19 protein-coding genes are annotated in these 21,017 nt (G+C 59.9%); 10 read left to right on the top strand and 9 right to left on the bottom strand.

Annotated elements, in window-relative coordinates; genetic code table 11:
* Positions 1–200: 200 nt before the first annotated feature.
* The 5 genes from Q0072_RS05985 to sdhC all read right to left on the bottom strand — a co-directional run bounded on the left by Q0072_RS05985 (position 201) and on the right by sdhC (position 4,053).
* Positions 201–521 (bottom strand): 2Fe-2S iron-sulfur cluster-binding protein, encoded by a 321-nt coding sequence (locus tag Q0072_RS05985; RefSeq protein ID WP_126421976.1) that lies wholly within the window; start codon positions 519–521, stop codon positions 201–203.
* A 147-nt stretch (positions 522–668) separates the two neighbouring features.
* Positions 669–1,445 carry a succinate dehydrogenase iron-sulfur subunit gene (locus Q0072_RS05980; RefSeq protein WP_013477745.1) on the bottom strand — a complete coding sequence of 259 codons (777 nt, stop codon included), beginning with the start codon at positions 1,443–1,445 and terminating at the stop codon, positions 669–671.
* A 14-nt stretch (positions 1,446–1,459) separates the two neighbouring features.
* A complete protein-coding gene (gene sdhA, locus Q0072_RS05975; protein ID WP_298327131.1) occupies positions 1,460–3,244 on the bottom strand; it encodes a succinate dehydrogenase flavoprotein subunit in 1,785 nt (594 codons plus the stop codon).
* A 3-nt stretch (positions 3,245–3,247) separates the two neighbouring features.
* Positions 3,248–3,622 carry a succinate dehydrogenase, hydrophobic membrane anchor protein gene (gene sdhD, locus Q0072_RS05970; RefSeq protein ID WP_298327128.1) on the bottom strand — a complete coding sequence of 125 codons (375 nt, stop codon included), beginning with the start codon at positions 3,620–3,622 and terminating at the stop codon, positions 3,248–3,250.
* On the bottom strand, positions 3,622–4,053 hold the full coding sequence (gene sdhC, locus Q0072_RS05965; protein WP_013477742.1) for a succinate dehydrogenase, cytochrome b556 subunit: 432 nt from the start codon (positions 4,051–4,053) through the stop codon (positions 3,622–3,624). The genes sdhD and sdhC overlap by 1 nt, the downstream gene beginning before the upstream one ends.
* Positions 4,054–4,444: 391 nt before the next feature.
* On the opposite strand from sdhC, the gene Q0072_RS05960 reads away from it, so the two are divergent.
* Positions 4,445–5,995, top strand: a complete 1,551-nt coding sequence (locus Q0072_RS05960) for a hypothetical protein (protein WP_298327124.1) — start codon at positions 4,445–4,447, stop codon at positions 5,993–5,995.
* Positions 5,996–5,999: 4 nt separating this feature from the next.
* Here Q0072_RS05960 and Q0072_RS05955 read toward each other — a convergent pair whose 3' ends face one another.
* Positions 6,000–6,587 (bottom strand): hypothetical protein, encoded by a 588-nt coding sequence (locus Q0072_RS05955; RefSeq protein ID WP_298327121.1) that lies wholly within the window; start codon positions 6,585–6,587, stop codon positions 6,000–6,002.
* Between the two features lie 37 nt (positions 6,588–6,624).
* Positions 6,625–7,047, bottom strand: coding sequence for an HIT domain-containing protein (locus tag Q0072_RS05950; protein ID WP_298327118.1), 423 nt, complete (start codon positions 7,045–7,047; stop codon positions 6,625–6,627).
* 183 nt (positions 7,048–7,230) lie between these two features.
* On the opposite strand from Q0072_RS05950, the gene mdh reads away from it, so the two are divergent.
* Together mdh and Q0072_RS05940 are read left to right on the top strand one after the other, a co-directional pair.
* Complete coding sequence (gene mdh, locus Q0072_RS05945; RefSeq protein WP_013477739.1) at positions 7,231–8,193, top strand: malate dehydrogenase; 963 nt, start codon at positions 7,231–7,233, stop codon at positions 8,191–8,193.
* Between the two features lie 124 nt (positions 8,194–8,317).
* A complete protein-coding gene (locus tag Q0072_RS05940; protein WP_298327110.1) occupies positions 8,318–8,887 on the top strand; it encodes a GNAT family N-acetyltransferase in 570 nt (189 codons plus the stop codon).
* Positions 8,888–8,892: 5 nt separating this feature from the next.
* Here Q0072_RS05940 and Q0072_RS05935 read toward each other — a convergent pair whose 3' ends face one another.
* Positions 8,893–9,768, bottom strand: a complete 876-nt coding sequence (locus tag Q0072_RS05935; protein ID WP_298327108.1) for a metallophosphoesterase — start codon at positions 9,766–9,768, stop codon at positions 8,893–8,895.
* 284 nt (positions 9,769–10,052) lie between these two features.
* Between Q0072_RS05935 and Q0072_RS05930 the strand changes: the two genes are divergently transcribed.
* The 5 genes from Q0072_RS05930 to rpsP all read left to right on the top strand — a co-directional run bounded on the left by Q0072_RS05930 (position 10,053) and on the right by rpsP (position 15,233).
* The gene (locus tag Q0072_RS05930; protein ID WP_298327218.1) at positions 10,053–11,252 is read left to right on the top strand and encodes an LL-diaminopimelate aminotransferase; all 1,200 of its coding nucleotides are present in this window, start codon (positions 10,053–10,055) and stop codon (positions 11,250–11,252) included.
* Positions 11,253–11,516: 264 nt separating this feature from the next.
* On the top strand, positions 11,517–11,744 hold the full coding sequence (locus Q0072_RS05925; protein ID WP_126421990.1) for a hypothetical protein: 228 nt from the start codon (positions 11,517–11,519) through the stop codon (positions 11,742–11,744).
* 30 nt (positions 11,745–11,774) lie between these two features.
* Positions 11,775–13,004 carry a glycosyltransferase gene (locus tag Q0072_RS05920; RefSeq protein WP_298327101.1) on the top strand — a complete coding sequence of 410 codons (1,230 nt, stop codon included), beginning with the start codon at positions 11,775–11,777 and terminating at the stop codon, positions 13,002–13,004.
* 192 nt (positions 13,005–13,196) lie between these two features.
* Complete coding sequence (ffh, locus tag Q0072_RS05915) at positions 13,197–14,759, top strand: signal recognition particle protein (protein WP_298327098.1); 1,563 nt, start codon at positions 13,197–13,199, stop codon at positions 14,757–14,759.
* Positions 14,760–14,798: 39 nt separating this feature from the next.
* Positions 14,799–15,233: a 30S ribosomal protein S16 gene (rpsP, locus tag Q0072_RS05910; protein WP_298327095.1), complete on the top strand. Its 435-nt coding sequence runs from the start codon at positions 14,799–14,801 to the stop codon at positions 15,231–15,233.
* A gap of 215 nt (positions 15,234–15,448) precedes the next feature.
* Here rpsP and glmM read toward each other — a convergent pair whose 3' ends face one another.
* A complete protein-coding gene (gene glmM / locus Q0072_RS05905) occupies positions 15,449–17,074 on the bottom strand; it encodes a phosphoglucosamine mutase (RefSeq protein ID WP_298327092.1) in 1,626 nt (541 codons plus the stop codon).
* 226 nt (positions 17,075–17,300) lie between these two features.
* On the opposite strand from glmM, the gene glmS reads away from it, so the two are divergent.
* Together glmS and Q0072_RS05895 are read left to right on the top strand one after the other, a co-directional pair.
* Entirely contained in the window at positions 17,301–19,139 is a 1,839-nt protein-coding gene (glmS, locus tag Q0072_RS05900) for a glutamine--fructose-6-phosphate transaminase (isomerizing) (protein ID WP_298327089.1), read from the top strand.
* Positions 19,140–19,199: 60 nt separating this feature from the next.
* Positions 19,200–20,852, top strand: coding sequence for an ankyrin repeat domain-containing protein (locus tag Q0072_RS05895; RefSeq protein ID WP_298327086.1), 1,653 nt, complete (start codon positions 19,200–19,202; stop codon positions 20,850–20,852).
* The last annotated feature ends 165 nt before the right edge of the window (positions 20,853–21,017 follow it).

Raw genomic sequence — 21,017 nt, 5'->3', positions numbered from 1 at the left:
AAGGGCGTCGAGCCAGAGTTTGAGGACAGGTGTCATGGATTTGACCACGAAAACGAAACGCTCGCCGGTGACAAGGACGCAGAACACGCTGCACTCACGAAGGAGAGTACACCTCATGTCCTTGGGACGCTCAGAGTGCAAGCACTCTGATTTTTGTGTCTTTTCGTGTTTTTCGTGGCCAATTTATTCTGACCCGAAAATCAGTGCTGGCTTTCGGGCAGGCGCACAATCAGGCCGTCCAGCGCTTCGGTGACGCGGATCTGGCACGACAGGCGCGAGGTCGGCTCAACGTCCTGCGCGAAGTCGAGCATGGATTCTTCCATCACCGACGGGCCGCCGGTTTTGTCAAACCACTGCGGATCGACATAGACATGGCAGGTGGCGCAGGCACAGGCCCCGCCGCAGTCGGCGTCGATGCCGGGAATATTGTGCTTGATCGCCCCTTCCATGACCGAGTTGCCAGTCTTGACCTCGATCTCGTGGGTTTTGCCGTTGGATTCGATATAGGTGATCTTGGGCATAGGGGGCCATTTCAAAAGCACAGAGCCGAAGCAAAAGCTTCGGCTCTCGGAATAGAAAGCAAAAATTTGCGACGAGCCGTCTCTAGCAAATTTTTTCGATATAGGAAGGGGGCACATGGGGGAAACGCTGTTTCCCCCATAATGAGATTAGCCCTTCGCCGGCATCATCTTCTTGATTTCAGCGATGGCCTTAGCCGGGTTGAGACCCTTAGGGCAGACCTGCGCACAGTTCATGATGGTGTGGCAACGGTACAGCTTGAAGGGGTCTTCCAGCGATTCCAGACGCTTCTTGGTGTGGTCGTCACGCGAATCGGCGATCCAGCGATAGGCCTGAAGCAGGGCCGCCGGGCCCAGATACTTGTCCTGATTCCACCAGTAGCTGGGGCAGGAGGTCGAACAACAGGCGCACAGGATGCACTCATAGAGCCCATCCAGCTTGTCGCGGTTGGCCGGGCTTTGCAGGCGCTCCTTATCCGGGTCGGGCGTCGTCGATTGCAGATACGGCTCGATCGAGGCGTATTGCGCATAGAAGCCCGACAGGTCCGGCACGAGGTCCTTGACCACCGGCATGTGCGGCAGCGGCGAGATGGTGATCTCGCCGTTATATTCCTCATGGCCTTTGGTGCAGGCCAGGGTGTTACGCCCGCCGATATTCATGGCGCACGACCCGCAGATACCTTCGCGGCACGAACGGCGGAAGCTCAGCGTCGAATCGACGTTATTTTTAATGTGGATCAGGGCGTCGAGCACCATCGGCCCGTGGGCCTTGGCATCGACCTCGTACTTGTCCCAGCGCGGGTTTTCACCCGAATCCGGATCGTAGCGATAGATCTTGTACACGCGCACATTCTTCGACCCCGACGGGGCCTTGTAACGCTTGCCGTTCTTGATCTGAGAGCGCTTGGGGAGAGCCAGTTCAACCATGTTCCATTCTCCCCTTAATAGACCCGCGCCTTGGGCGCGATATAGGCGATTTCGTTGGTCATCGTATAGGTGTGGACCGGACGATAATCCGTGGTGACCTGACCCGTTTCGGTATCGAGCCACATCAGGGTGTGCTTCATCCAGTTGTCATCGTCGCGGTTCGGATAGTCTTCACGGGCGTGGGCGCCGCGCGATTCCTTACGGTTCAGCGCCGAATTGACGGTGATGACGGCCTGAGCGATCAGGTTGTCGTACTCAAGCGCTTCGAGCAGATCGGTATTCCAGATCATGCCGCGATCCTTGATGCCGATGTCCTTGGACGCCTTGAAGATTTCGTCCAGACGACGCACGCCCTGTTCCAGCGTCTCACCGGTGCGGAAGACGGCGGCGTCTTCCTGCATGGCGCGCTGCATCTTGAGGCGCAGATCGGCGGTCGGGGCCTGACCATTGGCGTTACGGAACTTGTCTAGGCGCGACAGATGCGCTTCGACCGCCGACTTGCCCATATCCTTGTGCGGCGTACCGGCCTTGACCAGCTCCGGCGCGCGCTTGCCCGCCGCGCGGCCAAACACGACGAGGTCGATCAGCGAGTTGGAGCCGAGGCGGTTGGCCCCGTGCACCGAGACGCAGGCCGCTTCGCCCACAGCCATCAGGCCGGGCACCACGGCATCCGGGTTGCCGTCCTTCAGCGTCACGACTTCGCCGTGATAGTTGGTCGGGATGCCGCCCATATTGTAGTGGACGGTCGGGATGACCGGGATCGGCTCCTTGGTCACATCGACGCCAGCAAAGATTTTCGCCGATTCCGAGATACCCGGCAGGCGCTTGTGCAGCAGGTCGGGCGGCAGGTGATCGAGGTGCAGGAAGATGTGGTCCTTATGCGGACCGACGCCGCGGCCTTCGCGGATTTCCATGGTCATGGAGCGTGAAACGACGTCGCGCGAGGCGAGGTCCTTGGCCGAAGGCGCATAGCGTTCCATGAAGCGTTCGCCTGCCGAATTGGTCAGGTAACCGCCTTCGCCGCGTGCGCCTTCGGTGATCAGGCAGCCCGAACCGTAGATGCCGGTCGGGTGGAACTGCACGAACTCAAGGTCTTGCAGCGGCAGGCCGGCGCGCAGCACCATGCCGCCACCGTCGCCGGTGCAGGTATGGGCCGAGGTGGCCGAGAAGTAGGCGCGGCCATAGCCGCCGGTGGCGAGGATGACGAGGTGCGCGCGGAAGACGTGGATGGTGCCGTCGTCCAGCTTCCAGCAGGTGACGCCGCGGCAAACGCCGTCGTCCATAATCAGGTCGAGCGCGAAATATTCGATGAAGAATTCAACATCTTCCTTCAGCGACTGACCATAAAGCGTGTGCAGCATGGCGTGACCGGTACGGTCGGCGGCGGCGCAGGTGCGCTGCACCGGGCCTTCGCCGAAATTCTTGGTCATGCCGCCGAACGGACGCTGATAGATCTTGCCGTCTTCGGTGCGCGAGAAGGGCACGCCCCAGTGTTCCAGCTCATAAACCGCGTCCGGCGCATTGCGGACAAGGTATTCGATGGCGTCCTGATCGCCCAGCCAGTCCGACCCCTTGACGGTGTCGTACATGTGCCACTGCCACTTGTCCTCGCCCATATTGCCGAGCGAGGCGGCCACACCACCTTGCGCAGCAACCGTGTGCGAGCGGGTCGGGAAGACCTTGGTGATACAGGCCGTCTTGAGGCCCGACTGACCGCAGCCCAGCGCAGCGCGGAGGCCTGCGCCACCGGCGCCTACGACCACCACGTCATATTCGTGTTCAATGATCTTGTAGGACATGGGTTACGCCTTAAAAGCCAGATAGATGCCGCCCAGCGCCACAGCGAGGACAGCCACACAGAAGAGAAGATTGAGCAGACGCAGCACGCGTGAGTTCGGGAAGTAGTCCAGAACATTGGCGTTCAGGCCCATATAGGTGTGCCACATGGTGATCACGAAGGTCGCGGCCAGAAGCCCGGCATTAAGCGGCACCTTCACAAAGGCCAGTGCCGCCTCATAGCCCTGATTGGCCAGACCGAAGGCGCTCCAGGCGGCCCACAGGGTCAGGAAAAACAGGGCGACTGAGGTCCAGCGTTCCGCCAGCCATTCACCGGCGCCGTGCTTTTCGGACTTTTTCCAGTCCTTGGCCGAGCGTTGTTTCAGATAGGAGTCAACCATCACAGCACCACCTTGCCCGTAGCGAACAGAACAGCCCAGAAGGCCAGCGTCAGGGCAATACCGCCCAGCAGCGACCACCAGGCCAGCGCATTGGCCGAAGAAATTTTGAACCCCAGCCCCATGTCCCAGATCAGGTGGCGCAGGCCACCGGTCAGGTGGATAAAGCCCGCCAGCGTGAGGCCGAACCACACGAACAGGCCGAAGGGCGAGGCCGCAAACGACAGGAACAGCGTGTAGGCCTCAGGGCAGTGACCCGATGCCGTCAGACCAATGGCCAGAAGCCATGCCGCGACCATGACCGCACCCACGACCGAGGCAATGCCGGTCGCCCGGTGCAGAATCGAGGTGAACATGGTGATGTGGAATTTCCACACCTGAAGGTGCGGAGAGAGCGGACGATAGGCCGCTTCGGTGGACGGAGGCTTTGACATGTGCTTGCGTGGCCCTGATATACCCGGTGTGTGCAGTGCGAGGCTTGTACGCGCAGGCCCCACTTGTGGATGCACGGAAAAGGTTAAGTTTCCGCGTCTTCGGGGGCTTTTTAGACCCTGACGTCCCTGTGTCAACATAGCGCATGGTCAGGGGGGTGTTTTTTGCGTCCGCGAAGGCTTTTCTGACACGTATGCCGCCCGAAAAAGTGAAAAACAGATCATGTGTTAGCGATATCGTGAGCGGTTCACAAACGCGCCATCGTGACATATTGCCGCATTTCGGCCTCGGTTGGTCGCTTAGATTTGGGTAAGGGAGGGATGATTTCGCCTTTTTGGCGAACAGACTTCCGTCTCCCCTGCGTTAGAGAGTGTAGTTCAGGTGTTTTTCAGCGTGACCCGTTTGCCTATGCGCCATCCCCTTCTCAAGGTTCTGCTTCTGTCTTCGGCCCTGACCCTGCCTGTGGCGTCCGCTCAGGCCGGTACAGCCGCTGCCGCAGCACGCGTCACGGCCCGCGCCGATGAGGCCGCCGCTGCCGCCAAGGGGGAGACGAAGACAAAGACCGAGACGAAGGCGACGCCCAAATCGGCCAAATCGGCGGACGCGTCCAAAACGCAGGCGAGCGCTCAGGCCAGCGCCAAGAGCAAGACCGGCACGGCCAAGACCAGCGAAAGCGACAAGCCATCGATCAAGTCGAAAGCCTCAGCCAAAACAAAGACCGCTGAAACAGACGAGACAGAGTCGAAAAAGGGAAAGGCGGCCCAAAGCGGTAAGCCGAGCGGCAAATCGAAGCCGACTCAAACGGCCGACACCGAAACGAAAAAATCAACGACGTCCAAAAAAGCCGCCAAACAGCCGGACACGGTCAAGGACGACGAAAAGGTCACCGCCACAGCTTCGGCCAAGGGGACGCCCTATGTCATGCCTGACAAGGGCGACAAGTACGACAGCCGCAAAAGCGGCACCCTGAGCGCCCCGGCGAAAACCGCTGCCAAGACCCCTGCCCCCAAACCGGCGGACAAGGTCGTGGCGCAGACGACGCAAACCCCAAAGCCCAGGCCCGCAACGACCCCGGCTACGACGGCCACCTCAGCAAGCCACGGCACCCTGACCACCGACGCCGGTAAGGCGGTCGATGATCTGTTCGGTGCGAAGATCAAGGTGGACGGTCAGCCCGTACCTCACAATCCAACGCCCACGCCTCTGGCCTCATCGGAAGCCGTTAAGCCCACGCCGAAGACCGAAGACAGGCTCGACCTTCCGACGGCCCCCATCCCCTATCAGGCGACGGTAAAGCCCGAAACCGCTCCGGCCCCCAAGGCTGACCTCAATGCGGCCATCACCGCCGAAAAGGTCGAGCCGCGCACGGTCAGCCCGCCGACGCCAGACAAGGCGGCAGACGTCGTGGCGACGGCGTCCCTTCCGGTCACCCCCCCACCAACCCCCACCAATGCCCCGACCCTGAGCGTGCCCGAAGCGGTGCGCCAACCCGTTGAAACGCCTGCCGCTCCGCGCAATCTGGCTTCGGTGACGGTCGATGCCTATGCCCGGGACTACGAAGGCCAGAAGACCGGCGCGGAGATGCGCTACGATTCCAGCATCCGGTCCGGGCTGCTGGCGCGTCAGAGCCGGGCGGGCGATCTGGAAGGCAACTGGCTGGTGTCGTCGCTCACCGGGGATAAGCTGGTGTCGCTGGCCCTGCGCGGCGGAGGCGCTCAGGTGGATGGGGCGTGGCGCTCCCTGCAAGGCGGGGTGGGCCTTAACCGCTCCGGCCTGATCGAAAGCGCCATGCAAACCGATGATCGCCTGACGCTCGACTATCAGTCGGGCTCCTCCAGAGGGCGCTATCGCCTCGACCTGCGCCGCGAACCTGACGGTCGCTGGCGCGGACAGATGATCGACCCCGCCGGTACAGCCACCCCGGTGGTCATGCAGGCGCAGTAGGTTTTCAATATCGGGCAATCAGATCATAGGATTTGATAGTTCCGGATGCGCCGTGATTTATGCTATACGATAATCGTCCATATTCCACTGGTTCGTTAGTCTGAGCGACGCTTATCGACAATACTTCAATCTCGTTATCTTCGGCTAATTTCAATCCTTTTGGCGTAACAAGAACGGGTTGTGGTCCAAGATACGCTTTTAAATTACCGTCTTTAGTTAAAGCATGAGAAATATTCCGAGCGAGCCCATCGGCGCTTCCGCTTGCAAAGTGGGCAAGGTTTGCTTTTGTCTTTAGTAAAAAGAGAATAGTTCCTTCCGGGGTTTCAACATTAAGTGCCTCCCCCAAAATGCGGCATCGACCCGGCACGTGCGCGCCAAAAGACCGGGAAGGACCGGGACAGCTGTAGGACTGCACAGTAGATCCTGAGTATGTATGACCTTTTACATCAACAACAACAGTAATACGAAAATGAGTCCCGGTTTGGCTGGATTTCGACGCACCTGTATAAGACATTACAGACACGACGGCTATAATTCCAATAGACAGAATAGTCGTTGTTATAAAAGAAATTTTCTTTTTAAGAGGTGTCATTTTCGTTCTTCTAAGAAACAAATTCCCTTAATTTCGATCATTCTAGCACCTTCCGAAGGCGCGCTTCCAGCAATTGCAGACTGCTGGCATCATAGCTTTCGGGTATACCATACCCCCAGACCGGACCGGGCCAGGCCGCGTCGTGCGGGTGGCGGGCAATCACGTGGATGTGCAGTTGCGCGACGATATTGCCGAGATTAGCGATATTGAGCTTGGTGACCGGCTGCCCCATAACCTCCGCCGCGCGGCGCACCATCTGTTCGGCCACATGCAGATCAGCGCGTAGCTGGGCGTGTTCGGCCTCGCTCAGTTCGGTCAGTTCCGTCAGGCCCGCCCGCCGCGGCAGAAGCACCAGCCACGGGAAGCGCGCGTCCTTTTGCAGCCGCACCTGACACAGGCTCAGCTCGCCAATCCACACGGAGGCGGCTTCGATGCGCGGATCAACGGTAAACTCAGCCATTGGTCGGTCTTTCGCAGGCGGATAAGGCAAAATATTAAGGCCTCCTGTGTATAGCCCCTGCGGGATTTGCGCATCACATTTCATAATGTTGCAGCGCATGGTCTTGCGAAGCCTCGTTAACGGGTTTAGAGGGCCGTTAATCTTTGTCACCCCCTGCGGGTTCAGATGGAAAAGGGAATGCTTATGGCACGCGCCAAAATTGCTTTGATCGGTTCGGGTATGATCGGGGGCACGCTGGCCCATATCGCCGCGCGTGAGGAACTGGGCGATGTCGTCCTGTTCGACATCACCGAAGGTGTGCCGCAGGGTAAGGCTCTGGACATCGCCGAAGCCTCGGCCGTGTTCGGCAAGGACGTCGCCCTGAAGGGCGCCAACGACTATGCCGATATCGCCGGTGCCGACGTCTGCATCGTCACCGCCGGCGTGCCGCGCAAGCCGGGCATGAGCCGCGACGACCTGCTGGGTATCAACCTGAAGGTCATGAAGGCCGTCGGCGAAGGCATCAAGCAATACGCCCCGAACGCCTTTGTCATCTGTATCACCAACCCGCTCGATGCCATGGTGTGGGCGCTGCAAAAGTTCTCCGGCCTGCCGACCTCTAAGGTCATCGGTATGGCGGGCGTGCTCGACTCGGCGCGCTTTGCCTACTTCCTGGCCGAAAAGACCGGCATCTCGGTCGAAGACATCCACGCCTGGACGCTGGGCGGCCACGGTGACGACATGGTCCCGATGGTGCGTCATTCGACCGTGGGCGGCCTGCCTCTGCCGGACGCCGTGAAGGCCGGCTTCCTGTCGCAGGACGAGCTGGACGCCATCGTGAAGCGTACCCGTGGCGGTGGTGGCGAAATCGTCGCCCTGCTGAAGACCGGTTCGGCCTTCTACGCCCCGGCGGAATCGGCCATCGCCATGGCCACCTCCTACCTGAAGGATAAGAAGCGCGTGCTGCCGTGCGCCGCCTACCTGACGGGTCAGTACGGCCTGAACGACCTCTATGTCGGCGTGCCGGTGCTGATCGGTAAGGACGGCGCGGAAAAGGTCATCGAGTTCACCACGAACGACGAAGAAAAGGCCATGTTCGCCAAGTCAGTGGAAAGCGTTCAGGGCCTGATCGAAGCCTGTAAGGCGATCGACCCGTCGCTGGCCTAAGCCTAAGAAAAGCGGTTTTCCAAAACCAGAAAAGGGCCTCTTCGGAGGCCCTTTTTTGTTGCCTGCCGTTCGGATAACCGATTTGTCACTGGCAAGGGCCGGATGCTGAGGTTAAGTCGGGACTATGACTCGTTTACCCACCCTCTCTCCGCTTGGCCCCACTCTGGAAACGCCGCGCCTGATCCTGCGCCCGCCCGTGACCGAGGATTTTCCAGCCTTTTGTGCCTTTCAGTCCGATGAAAAGGTCATGACCCATCTGGGCGGGGTGACGCCGGATGCGGTGACCTGGCGAGTAACACGTGCCATCGCCGGGGCGTGGGCGCTCGACGGCTTTCATATGTTCAGCGTGCTGGAGAAAGCGACCGGCGCGTGGGTAGGCCGCATCGGGCCGCTATATCCCTATCAGTGGCCCGCCCGCGAAGTCGGCTGGGGCCTGTTGTCTTCGGCACAGGGCAAGGGCTACGCCACCGAAGCCGCCGCCGCCTGCATCGACTATGTGTTCGACGTTCTGGGCTGGGACGACGTGATCCACACCATCGCGCCCGACAATATCGGCTCTCAGCGCGTGGCGCAGGCTCTGGGGTCATCTAACCGCGGGCCGGGCCGCCTGCCACCTCCCTATGCCGATGTGGCGGTCGATATCTGGGGGCAGACCCCCGCTGAATGGGCCGAAAACCGCAAGCGGTTTTCCTGAGTGTTTCACCGATTCGTCTTAGGCGCATATATCGCCACGGGCTTCACCATCGAGTACTGCCCCGGCCGAATAGTAAGCAACATGATCTGAGGGGGTGCGCCAAAACGCACGGGCAGACCCGATTCCCCTAAGCCACGTGTCACGATCAGCAAGCGCTCACCCGCTGAAGTCCAGCCATCCGCCGTGTCCTCGGTATGTCGGGTGATACGTATCGGTGCACCGATGAGGGGGAAACGCACCTGACCTGCGTGACTGTGCCCGGATATTTGTAACGGCAACGCATTGGACGCCCAGTCAAACAGGCCGGGATTATGGACAAGAGCAATGGAGGCGGCACCTTGCGGAATCGTCTTTGTGGCCATCTGAAAGTCCGGTCTTTGCGTCTGACCATCTTCGAGACCTGCTATCCACACATCTCCGCCGGGGCGGACAACCCGCGCCGCCTGATTTTCCAGAAAATGTATCCGCGTATCGGCCAATATCTCTCGCACTCGCTGGCAATCCCACCAGCAGTCGTGATTGCCCATCACCGCGTAGACGCCTAAGGGCGCATTCAGATCACCCAGCGCCCTCAGGCCCTCTTCATGCAAGGCATTGTCTTCCTTACTTCGGCGTGAGCGCGCCGCACGCGGAGGACCGGCTTCGAGCCCGTGGCCACCGACATAGTCTCCGGCCAGCAGAATTACATCCGGCCTGAGCGCGCGAACCTGCTCGGCAATACGACGTACGCGCTCAGGCGGCATATGAACCGCATCAACGTGGACATCAGACAGTACGGCCACACGCAGGGGTGCCGTGCTCCGTGGCCAGCCAGATGTGATTACCTCGAATTCCGACACCACCAAGCTGCGCGGTTCAAACCAGAATCCGATAACCGCCATAACGGCACCAATGCCCAAACTGGCCCCTAAACCCCACCGCCAGATTGATCTTTTTGCCCGCATAGCGCCCCCTCTGGGGATCAGCTTAATGTGGTCTATGCAAAATTATTTTTCACAGAACGCAAAAATTTCCGAAAAAGACGCCTTTCATGGGATGACAATCGACGTTTGATGAGTCATATGGTCTGGCCCGCAGGTCCATTGCGACCTTGCGGGCTTTTTGTCTTTCACCCCCGATCAACCCCTCTCAGACCGCATCAGGTCACGTTCTTTTCTCAGGTGCAATCATGCGCGATTTTTATCGTATCCGGCGTCTGCCGCCTTATGTCTTCGAAGAAGTCAACAAGGTGAAGGCCCGTCTGCGCGCAGCCGGCACCGATGTGATCGACTTTGGCATGGGCAATCCCGACATGGATACGGCCCCGCATATCGTGGATAAGCTGGTTGAGACGGTCAAGAAACCCAAGACACACGGCTATTCGGTGTCCAAGGGCGTGCAGGGCCTGCGTAAGGCCATGGCGGGCTATTATGAGCGCCGCTACGGCGTGAAGCTCAATCCCGATACCGAAGTCGTGGCGACGCTGGGGTCCAAGGAAGGGTTTGCCAACCTCGCCATGGCCATTACCGGCCCCGGCGATACGGTCATCTGCCCCAATCCGGCCTATCCAATCCACGCCTTCGGCTTCCTGATGGCCGGTGGCGTCATCCGCCACGTCCCGGCCCTGTCGCCGGAGCAGTATCTGTCGGGCATCGAGCGCGCCGTGAAGCACTCCGTGCCGACACCGTCGGTGCTGATCGTCTCCTATCCGTCGAACCCCACGGCGCAGTGGGTCGATCTGGATTTCTACAAGGAAGTCATCCGCATTGCCGAAAAGCACGACCTGATCGTGCTGTCCGACATCGCCTATTCGGAAATCTATTTCGAGAACAACCCGCCGCCCTCCATCCTTCAGGTCGAAGGCGCCATCAAGCGGTCGGTGGAGATCAATTCGCTGTCGAAGACCTATGCCATGGCCGGCTGGCGCGTCGGTATGGTCGTCGGCAATTCGGACATCTGCGCCGCACTGGCACGGGTGAAGTCCTATCTCGATTACGGCGGCTTCACGCCGATGCAGGTGGCCGCCGCCGCCGCGCTCAACGGCCCGCAGGATAATGTTGAGGAAATCCGCAACACCTATAAGTCACGCCGCGACGTGCTGGTCGAATCCATGAAGCGCGCCGGGTGGGACATCCCGCCGCCCCCGGCGTCGATGTTCGCCTGGGCCGAAATTCCCGACAAGTTCAAACATCTGGGCTCGATCGAATTTGCCAAACTGCTGATCGAAGAAGCCCACGTCGCCGTCGCGCCCGGCCTTGGCTTTGGCGAGTATGGCGAAGGCTATGTGCGTATCGGTCTGGTCGAAAACGAACATCGCATCCGGCAGGCCGCCCGCAATATCAAAAAGCTGCTGCAACCCGGTCACAAAGCGCAGGCCGCCGAATAACCCAGGCGGTTTATCCGTTCACGGAGACGTGAAATTCGCTTAAAGGGGGAAAACAATGGCGTTTTCCCCCCATACTTCATAGCGGACTCGTGCGTGAGCCGAATGAAGCCTTGACGCCACAGGTCAAGTTTTTACCTCAGCCTTATTTGACTCCCCCGGTATTTTAGGGTTTTATTTACGTATTGTGCACTGCACATGTTTTTATAAGGGCCGGTTACAAGGCCTGATTTTTTACATACGGTTTGCGGAAAAGGGATTTTAGTCGTGATCAGCTTGCAATTCGACATAGCCAGCGCCTCTGAACAAGACGCCTTCTTCGGTGCCTTCTTCAAGTTTGTTGAAGCCGCCTCGCTGCAAGATGCCGACTCCATCTCGATTCATTCCGACACCAAGGAAACCGGCATGGTCAAGGTGGTGAACTTCGCCGACCAGAGCCTCGCCGACCAGTTTGAAACCTACTGGCAGCAGCGCCGTCGCTGGCTGGGGCTTTAAGCCGTAGCCGCCATAGGTTAAGCAGAGCGCATGTCCCTTCTGCGCCGCCTGCCTCTCAAATATCGCTTGCCCCTGATCCACGGTGGTCTCGAAGCCATCGCCTTGACGCGCATGGGTCGCTGGCCGCGTGAGGATACATTATCGTCCGGCCCTCTGGTTGTTTCTGGTTTTTTCAATGAAAGTCAGGGGATTGGACGAGGGGGACGCCTGACCGCCGATGCGTTTGAAGCCGCCGGATACGCCATTGTGCGCCATGATCTGCGTCCCTGTTTCCGCCATATCCTTGACCAGAAAGCGGTCCTGCCCGGCGAAGGCGGCGTCTGGCTGATCCACGCCAATGCCCCGGAAGCGCTGGTGGCGCTGATGACACACAGCCCTGATCAGTGGCGCGACCGCTATCGCATTGGCTACTGGGCGTGGGAAACACCGCTCGCCCCGCCGCAGTGGGCGCGCATGGTGCGCTGGCTGCACGAGGTATGGACGCCGAGTGCCTATGTGGCCGAAGCGCTGGCGGCGGCCTTGCGGGCCGAAGGTCTGGACGATCTGTGCGGGCGGCTGCGCGTCATGCCCCACCCCCTGCTCTCCGCCCCGCCGCAGCCCGGCCGCGCACGCTTCGGCCTCAACCCGGACCGCTGTGAGGTCTTAAGCCTGTTCGATGTCAATTCATCGCCAGCACGGAAGAACCCGTGGGCGTCGATTGACGCGTGGCTTATGGCGTTTCCGGAGCCCCCCGCCCATGCGGCCCTGACGCTGAAAGCCTCGTCTCTGGATGCAAGCACGCAAAGCAAGCTGGCCGAACGGATCGGCAACCGTCCGGATATTCGCCTGCTGTCTGAGCGATTGAGCGACGAAGACATGGACCGGCTGATGGCCTCGGTCGATATCTTCCTATCCTTGCACCGCGCCGAAGGGTTCGGACTTGGCCTGCTGGAAGCGATGAACGCGGGGGTCGCCGTGATCGCCACCGAAGGCACAGGCAATGATTTCCTCACCCACGATAATGGCTATCCGGTTCCGGCGCGTCCGGTGCCGCTCGATGATCCGGACGGTCCCTACAGCGCCTTGCCGCGCAACCCGGCGCAGGTGTGGGCCGAACCCGATATCCATGCGGCAGCGGACACTCTGCGCAGTCTGGTGTCTGATCCGACAGCCCGCGCGGCCAAGGTCGCAACTGCCCGCGCCACGCCCGCACGGCTAAACGCCCGCTGGTCCGCCGAGGCGCTGAAAGCCCATGATTTCAACAGGTGGCTTGACTCTTAGAGGCTGAGCCGTCATAGGAACGCAACATTCAGGCGACCTACGCCTTTTGCACACCAAACCTCTCAGGTCACGACCCCGATCACAGCTATCGGACGGGGACCGGAGGCTCCCCGACGACGCGTTGCGTTCTCGGGGTCTTTTTGTTTTGCGAAAAGCGGCGGTCCCGACACCGACTTATAGGGCAATAGAAGCATGTTCGACTCGCTGAACGAGCGCTTATCCGGTCTGTTTGACCGTCTGGGTGGCCGCGGCGTCCTTTCGGAAAAGGACGTTGACGAAGCCCTGCGCGAAGTCCGTGTCGCCCTGCTCGACGCCGACGTCGCCTTGCCGGTCGTGCGTCAGTTCATGACCAAGGCGCGCGAACTGGCCGCCGGTGAAGCCATCATCAAGGCCGTTAAGCCTGCCGATCAGGTGGTGAAGATCGTCTATGACGGCCTGATCGACATGCTGGGTGGCGAAGAGCCGACCCCGATCGACCTCGCCGCCGTGCCGCCCGCCGTCATCCTGATGGCTGGTCTGCAAGGCTCGGGTAAGACCACCACCTCGGCCAAGCTGGCGCTGCGTCTCTCGAAGTTCGAGCGCAAGAAGGTCATGATGGCCTCGCTCGATACCCGCCGCCCCGCCGCCATGGAGCAGTTGAAACTGCTGGGCGAACAGGTGGGCGTCGATGTGCTGCCGATCATCGCAGGTCAGAGCGCGGTCGAAATCACCCGCCGTGCGCTGCAATCGGCCAAGCTTCAGGGCTATGACGTCCTGATTCTCGATACCGCCGGTCGCACGACGCTGGACGAAGCCCTGATGGCCGAAGCCGCCGAGATCGCCAGTCTCTCGAACCCGGTCGAAACCTTCCTGGTCGCCGACTCGCTGACCGGTCAGGACGCGGTACGCACCGCCGAAGCCTTCCATGCCCGTCTGCCGCTGACCGGCCTGATCCTCACCCGCGTAGACGGTGATGGTCGCGGCGGGGCCATGCTGTCCATGCGCGCCGTCACCGGCCTGCCGATCAAGTTCACCGGTTCGGGTGAAAAGGTCGATGCGCTGGATGTCTTCGACGCCCGCCGTATCGCCGGCCGCATTCTGGGTCAGGGCGACGTGGTGGCGCTGGTCGAAAAGGCGGCGCAGGAGCTGGACGCCGCCAAGGCCGAGCAGATGGCCAAAAAGCTGTCCAAGGGGCAGTTCGACCTCAATGACCTTGCCGATCAGCTCGGTCAGATGAAGCGCATGGGCGGCATGACCGGCATTATGGGCCTGTTGCCAGGCGTGCAGAAGGTCAAGAAGCAGATGGACGAGATGAACATCTCAGACAAGATGTTCGACCGTCAGATCGCCATCATCTCCTCCATGACCAAGCTGGAGCGCAAGAAGCCCGACCTGCTCAATGCTTCGCGCAAGCGCCGTATCGCCGCCGGCGCCGGGGTCGATGTCGCCGAAATCAACCGCCTTCTGAAACAGCACCGTCAGATGGCCGACGTCTTCAAGATGATGGCCCGGAATGGCGGAAAGGGTATGGGCAATATGGCCAAGATGCTGGGGCTGGGCAACATGCCTAACATGGCCCAGATGCAGCAGATGGGCAAAAAGCTCGAAAACAACCCCGCCATCGGCGACAATATGGGTGCCGATTTCGAGCGCCTGAAGCAACTCGGTGCCGGCAAGCTGCCCAATGTACCCGGTGGCCTGCCCGGTTTGCCGGGACTCGGTAAATCACTTCCGGGGCTAGGCGGGGCTAACCCGTTCGACCCCAAAAAGAAATAACCCCCTCACTCGAAACTCAGCCTATCAAAGGATCTTATCATGCTGAAAATTCGTCTGGCCCGCGGTGGCTCCAAGAAGCGCCCGTACTACCACATCGTCATTGCTGACGCCGCCGCCCCGCGCGACGGTAAGTTCATCGCCAAGGTCGGTTCGTATAACCCGATGCTGTCGAAGGACGATGCCAACCGCGTCACCCTGAAGACCGAAGTCATCGCCGACTGGCTCAAGAAGGGCGCTCAGCCGACCGACCGCGTCGCGCGCTTCCTGTCGAAGGAAGGCCTCGTGAAGTGGGAACACGGCAACAACCCGCAAAAGGGTACGCCGGGCAAGAAGGCTCAGGAACGCGCCGCCGAGCGCGCTCAGCGCGAGCAGGACCGTCTGGACGCCGAAGCCGCTGCCAAGGCGGAAGCCGAAGCCGCCGCTGCCGCTCCGGCCGCTGAAGACGCCCCCGCTGAGGAAGCTTCGGAAGGCTAATCGCTTCTTGGCGACTGAAATGAGAAAGGCCGGAGCTTCACGCTCCGGCCTTTTTTGTCTTTGCACACCTTATACCTCCCCAGCTTGCTGGGGAGGGGACCGCACGAGCCGCCAAAGGCGGTGAGATGTGGTGGTGGGGGTCTTGGATCGCGCCCGCTGCACCGTGCCTACGGCGTCTTGCGCATATCGAACGATCCCCCGGATCGTTCGATTGCTCACCCCGCTATGGCCCCGATGATCTGATCGACCACGGTGCGCACCTGAGCCGCATCGTCGCCTTCGGCCATGACGCGGATCAGCGGTTCGGTGCCCGACGGCCGCACCAGCACGCGGCCTGTGCCTTTCAGCGTCGCTTCACCATCGGCAATAGCCTGTTTCACATCGGCGCGGTTCAGCGGACTGTCGCCCGTAAAGCGCACGTTTTTCAGCAGTTGCGGCACCGGTTCGAACTGACGCGCCAGCTCGCTCATCGGGCGGCCGCTTTCGACCAGCACGGCCAGCACCTGAAGCGCGGCGATCAGGCCGTCACCCGTCGTGGCGTGATCGAGCATGATGACGTGACCCGACTGTTCACCGCCCAGATTGAAGCCGCCTTCGCGCATCTTTTCCATCACGTAACGATCGCCGACCTTGGTACGCTCCAGCGTCAGGCCCTTAGAGGTCATCAGACGCTCTAGGCCAAGGTTCGACATCACCGTGGCCACCAAACCGCCACCCTTGAGCTGACCCTTGGCGGCCAGACTGGTGGCGATGATGGCCATGATCTGATCGCCATCAACGATGGTGCCCTTTTCGTCGCAGATGACCAGACGATCGGCGTCGCCATCCAGCGCAATACCAATATCGGCGCGCAGCTCCTTGACCTTTTCGGCCATGGCCTGCGGCTGGGTCGAGCCGCACTTCTCGTTGATATTCATGCCATCCGGCGACACGCCGAGGCAGAAGATTTCGGCCCCCAGCTCATAAAGCGTGGTCGGGGCCACCTTGTAGGCCGCCCCATTTGCGCAGTCGATAACGATGCGCAGCCCCTTGAGCAGCAGATTCTTGGGGAAGGTCGCCTTGGCGATTTCGACATAGCGGTATTGCGCGTCATCGACGCGCTGCACCCGGCCGAGATTTTGCGGGTCAGCAATGCCGTCCAGAATATTGCCGTCCATACGCGCTTCGATGGCCAGCTCCACCTCGTCCGACAGCTTGTAGCCGTCCGGCCCGAACAACTTGATACCATTATCGTAATGCGGGTTGTGCGACGCCGAGATCATCACCCCCAGATCGGCGCGCATCGAACGCGTCATCATGGCCACGCCCGGCGTCGGCAGAGGCCCGAAAAGGCGCACATCCATGCCGACCGAGGTAAACCCGGCCACCAGTGCCGGTTCGATCATATAACCCGACAGACGCGTATCCTTACCGATCACCGCCAGATGCCGGCGATTGTCCGAAGACATGAACATCTTGCCCGCCGCCATGCCGACGCGATAGGCGACTTCGGCGGTCATGGGGAAGCTGTTGACGCGGCCCCGGATACCATCGGTGCCGAAATATTTGCGCGTGCGGTTCAGAGTGCTCATGTGCGAAGCCATCAGGTCGTTAGGGTTTTTGATCGGGTTAAAGCCATAGAGGGCCAGGGTGTCACGAAAACTGGCCATGCGCGCGGTCGTCAGGGCAACAAACGCCGCCTCCAGCTTATCGACGGTTTCGGCGCGCGGGGCCTTGGTCTGACCGCTCAGAGCGCGAAACAGCGACGACGGCGCAATGCCCGCCGCCTCGGCCACATCCTTAATGGAAATGCCCGTGGCCCCCAGCGCCGCCTGTAGCTTTTCCCACTTGTTTTCACTCATTGGCAAGACTCTGTATCGCGATAAGCGCCCGGTTACAGACCGAAACGCAATGTATTAATGGCAAATTTACCGTGTTTTGGACACAAATGTCTTAGAATACGGCTTTCATGACCCTTTTAAGGCCAAGGGCTTAACGCGTTGTGAAATAATTTCATAGCATTTTAAAAATCTGTCTGCTACTCAAAACACGCAAATAGCCCCTCCCCTTGTTTATGGAGCCTTGTCCATGTGCGGCATTATCGGTGTTATCGGCCTGTCGGAAGCGGCCCCGCGCCTGATCGAAAGCCTGCGTCGCCTCGAATACCGCGGCTATGACTCCGCTGGTATCGCGGTCGTCACGGACTCCGGCACCGAACGCCGACGCGCGGCAGGCAAGATTCGTCAGCTTGAAGCCGTGGTTGAGGACGCCCCTCTGTCGGGTCAGGTCGGCATCGGCCATACACGCTGGGCCACGCACGGTGCACCGACGGTGGCCAATGCCCACCCGCACACCTCCGGCCCGGTCACCGTTGTGCACAATGGCATTATCGAGAATTTTGCCGAACTGAAGGCCGAGCTGATCGCCGCTGGCCATGTGTTCAGTTCCGACACCGACACCGAAGTGATCGCACACCTGTTTGATGCGACGCTGAAAACCGGCCTTAAGGCCAAGGACGCATTTAAAGCCGTGCTTGACCGTCTCCACGGCGCCTATGCGCTGGCCATTATCGTCGAAGGCGAAGACCGCACCCTGTTCGGCGCGCGTCGTGGCTCACCGCTGGTCGTTGGCTGGGGCGACGGCGAAATGTTCCTGGGCTCCGACGCGCTGGCGGTCGGCCCCTTCACCAACCGCGTCACCTATCTGGAAGAAGGCGACTGGGTGGTCCTCACCCAAGACGCCGCCGACATCCATGACGCCAAAGGTTTTCGGGTCAACCGCCCCATCACCACCGTCTCGGCTTCGGCGGCGCTAGTGGAAAAGGGGGCCTACCGTCACTTCATGGAAAAGGAAGTGCACGAGCAGCCCGAAAGCGTGCAGCGCACCCTCTCGGCCTATCTCGATCCGGTCGCCAAGTCAGCGCGCGCCGACATCAAGGCCGCCATCGACTTCAACGGCGTCGCGCGCATTCAGATCATCGCCTGCGGCACGGCCTACTATGCCGGCTGCATCGCCAAATACGCCTTTGAAAAGGTCGCGGGCCTGCCTGTCGATGTCGAGGTGGCCTCTGAGTTCCGCTATCGCACCCCGGCCATGACGCCGGGCACGCTGGGTCTGGCTGTGTCGCAATCGGGCGAAACCGCCGACACGCTGGCGGCGCTGCGCTGGTGCAAGGCGGAGGGTCTGAAAACCGCCGCCCTCGTCAATGTGCACACCTCGACCATGGCGCGCGAAGCCGACCTGATGTGGCCAACCCACGCCGGGCCGGAAATCGGCGTGGCTTCGACCAAGGCCTTCACGGCGCAGGTGGCCGCGCTTCTGTCTCTCGCCATCGCTGCCGCCGCTCAGCGCGGCCGTATCGACGCCGCCGAAGAAGCGCGTCTGGTGCAATGCCTGCTGGAAACCTCCGGTCTGATCGCCGAGGCCCTGCTGATGGACCCGGACGTGCAGCGCATCACCTACGAACTATCAAAGGCGCGCGATGTTATCTATCTGGGGCGCGGGGCCATGTATCCGCTGGCGCTGGAAGGCGCGCTGAAGCTCAAGGAAATCTCCTATATCCACGCCGAAGGCTATGCGGCGGGCGAACTGAAGCATGGACCTATCGCCCTGATCGACGAAAACACGCCGGTGGTGGTGATCGCGCCGGACGATGAGCTGTTTGAAAAGACGGCCTCCAACGTGCAGGAGGTCGCCGCCCGCGGCGGCCGTGTGGTGATGATCACCGACGCCCCGCAAAAGGTCCCGGCCCTGTCCGGTGACGCCGCCAAAACGCTGAAAATCGTCAAGGGTCCGACCTGCGACCCGTTTGTTGCGCCTCTGGTCTATGCGGTTCCGATCCAGCTTCTGGCCTACCATACCGCCGTACATAAGGGCACGGATGTGGACCAGCCGCGCAACCTCGCCAAGTCGGTGACGGTGGAATGAGGCGGTAGCCCTCTGATACGACCTCTGCTAGATTTTAGTGAGGGTATAAGGGGGTTAGCCATGCAACTCGTGTCCGTCATTGGACTAATTGGCACGTTGACTGCGTTACTGACGTCATCTTCAGCATTTGCAGCGCCTCCGGCCTGTGAAAAAGATGCCGCTGCGGGATTACCGAAACCGCCGATTACCTTTTCAATGGAAGATGAAAAGCGGGCTCTCAGCTTCCTCATAAAAGAAGCGCCTTTGAAGGCGCACTTCGCGCTCTCTCCCCTCATCTACCCGTACAACGGGTTAAAAATGTATGGGTTTGAGCTGTCGGTCATTGTTTCCGAAGACGGACGTGTCGCCTGCGCTACGATTACGCCACCTTACAGGGCTCAGGACCCGGTCATGACCCCTCAGCGACGGGCATTTCTGGAAGACGTCGGTAACTGGCGTTTTGATCCCTATTTTTACGAAGGCAAACCCAGTCGCGTGGCTATTGCGTTCAACATTACGGAAGAAGAACAACCGCGTCAGCATCGGCCCGCCCCGAAAGGCGACCCAGATCAAATTGTCATCGTTCAGGAAAACCGCCCTTGGTTTTCCAGCTACAGTCCCTATCGGGTGGAATTGCATGGCGACGGACGTGCGGTGTATCAATCTTTTCGCAAGAATGATCCACTGGGTCGTCAGGCCTACAAGGTCGAGGCATCAAGCGTTCAGGGCCTGCTTGAAAAGGCGAAAACGGCTGATTTCTGGTCTCTGCGCGATACATACAGGAGATCGCCCAACGCAATCACCCATGCCTCCTCAAGCCTGTCGCTCTCTATAGTGTTGGGCGGACAGAAAAAATCCGTAACAGACTATTCAAACAACGATTCCGGCAAACCGAGGGCACTGGAGACACTGCATCAGGAGGTTATGCAGGCGGCCAATTTGAATTTTTGGGAAATACCTGGCCTTGATACTCTTGAACAACTCAAGATCAATGGTTTCGATTTTCAGTCTGTAAAAGCCGGTCAATTCCTGATCGAAACAGCGGCGAACCCCCGCGTTGAAAATGCGGTCATTCTGTCTCTGATGGACCTTGGCGCCCCCCTCGACCACGTCGTCTACGACAAGGATACCGACAAGGCGCGATCTCTTCTGGACATCAGTCTGACGGCTGGTCGGGAACCCGTCGCGCATCGACTGATCGGTTCGGGCGCATTGAAAACGAGCGGTAAAACGGATCGTAACAAGGTCAATGATGCTTTTTTGGGTGCCATAGAGTCAGGTTGTTTGGCAATTGTCGAAATGATTTTGCCCTATAATCCGGACATCTCTTCGGATGCCGTTCTATACGTCGGACGTTCAAACGCCAAAGACGAGGATAAAATCTCTGTTCTAGAATTATTGTTGGCAAAAGGGGCGGATATCAACAGCCGGGATACAAGGGGACAGACTCTTCTGCACGAAATAGCCCTGACGCCTGAATTTGTAGCCTACCTGATTGAAAACGGGGCAGACTTGAATGCGATTGCAGATGACGGAAGCACGCCGCTGATGATGGCCTTTCTTGAGGACACGGCCCTGTTGATGTTGGAAAAAGGGGCCGATCCACGCATCAACAAAACCGCAGACTATCTGCGTTTCAATGTGAAGCGTAATGGCTGGCTGACGGTTGGCCGTTGGCTAACTGAGCATGGCTATGCCGATATGCTGCTCACCCCTCCAGGCGATAAAGATTAGATCCGTTTTACCTGGCTGGCCAAAGAGCCAATTGTCTTCCGCCCCTGTAATCGGAATGCTAACCCTTTTGTGTCAGGGTAGACACAAAAGAACGCTGGGTATGGTGCGGGAGACGATATGAACGGGCTGAGCGTAGAGATAACGACCCCCGCGCAGCTATCCGAC

It is taken from the genome of Asticcacaulis sp., from assembly GCF_027484505.1.
Lineage (GTDB): Bacteria > Pseudomonadota > Alphaproteobacteria > Caulobacterales > Caulobacteraceae > Asticcacaulis.
Note: the sequence above shows the minus strand (reverse complement) of the source record. Positions and strands in the feature narration are given on the sequence as shown.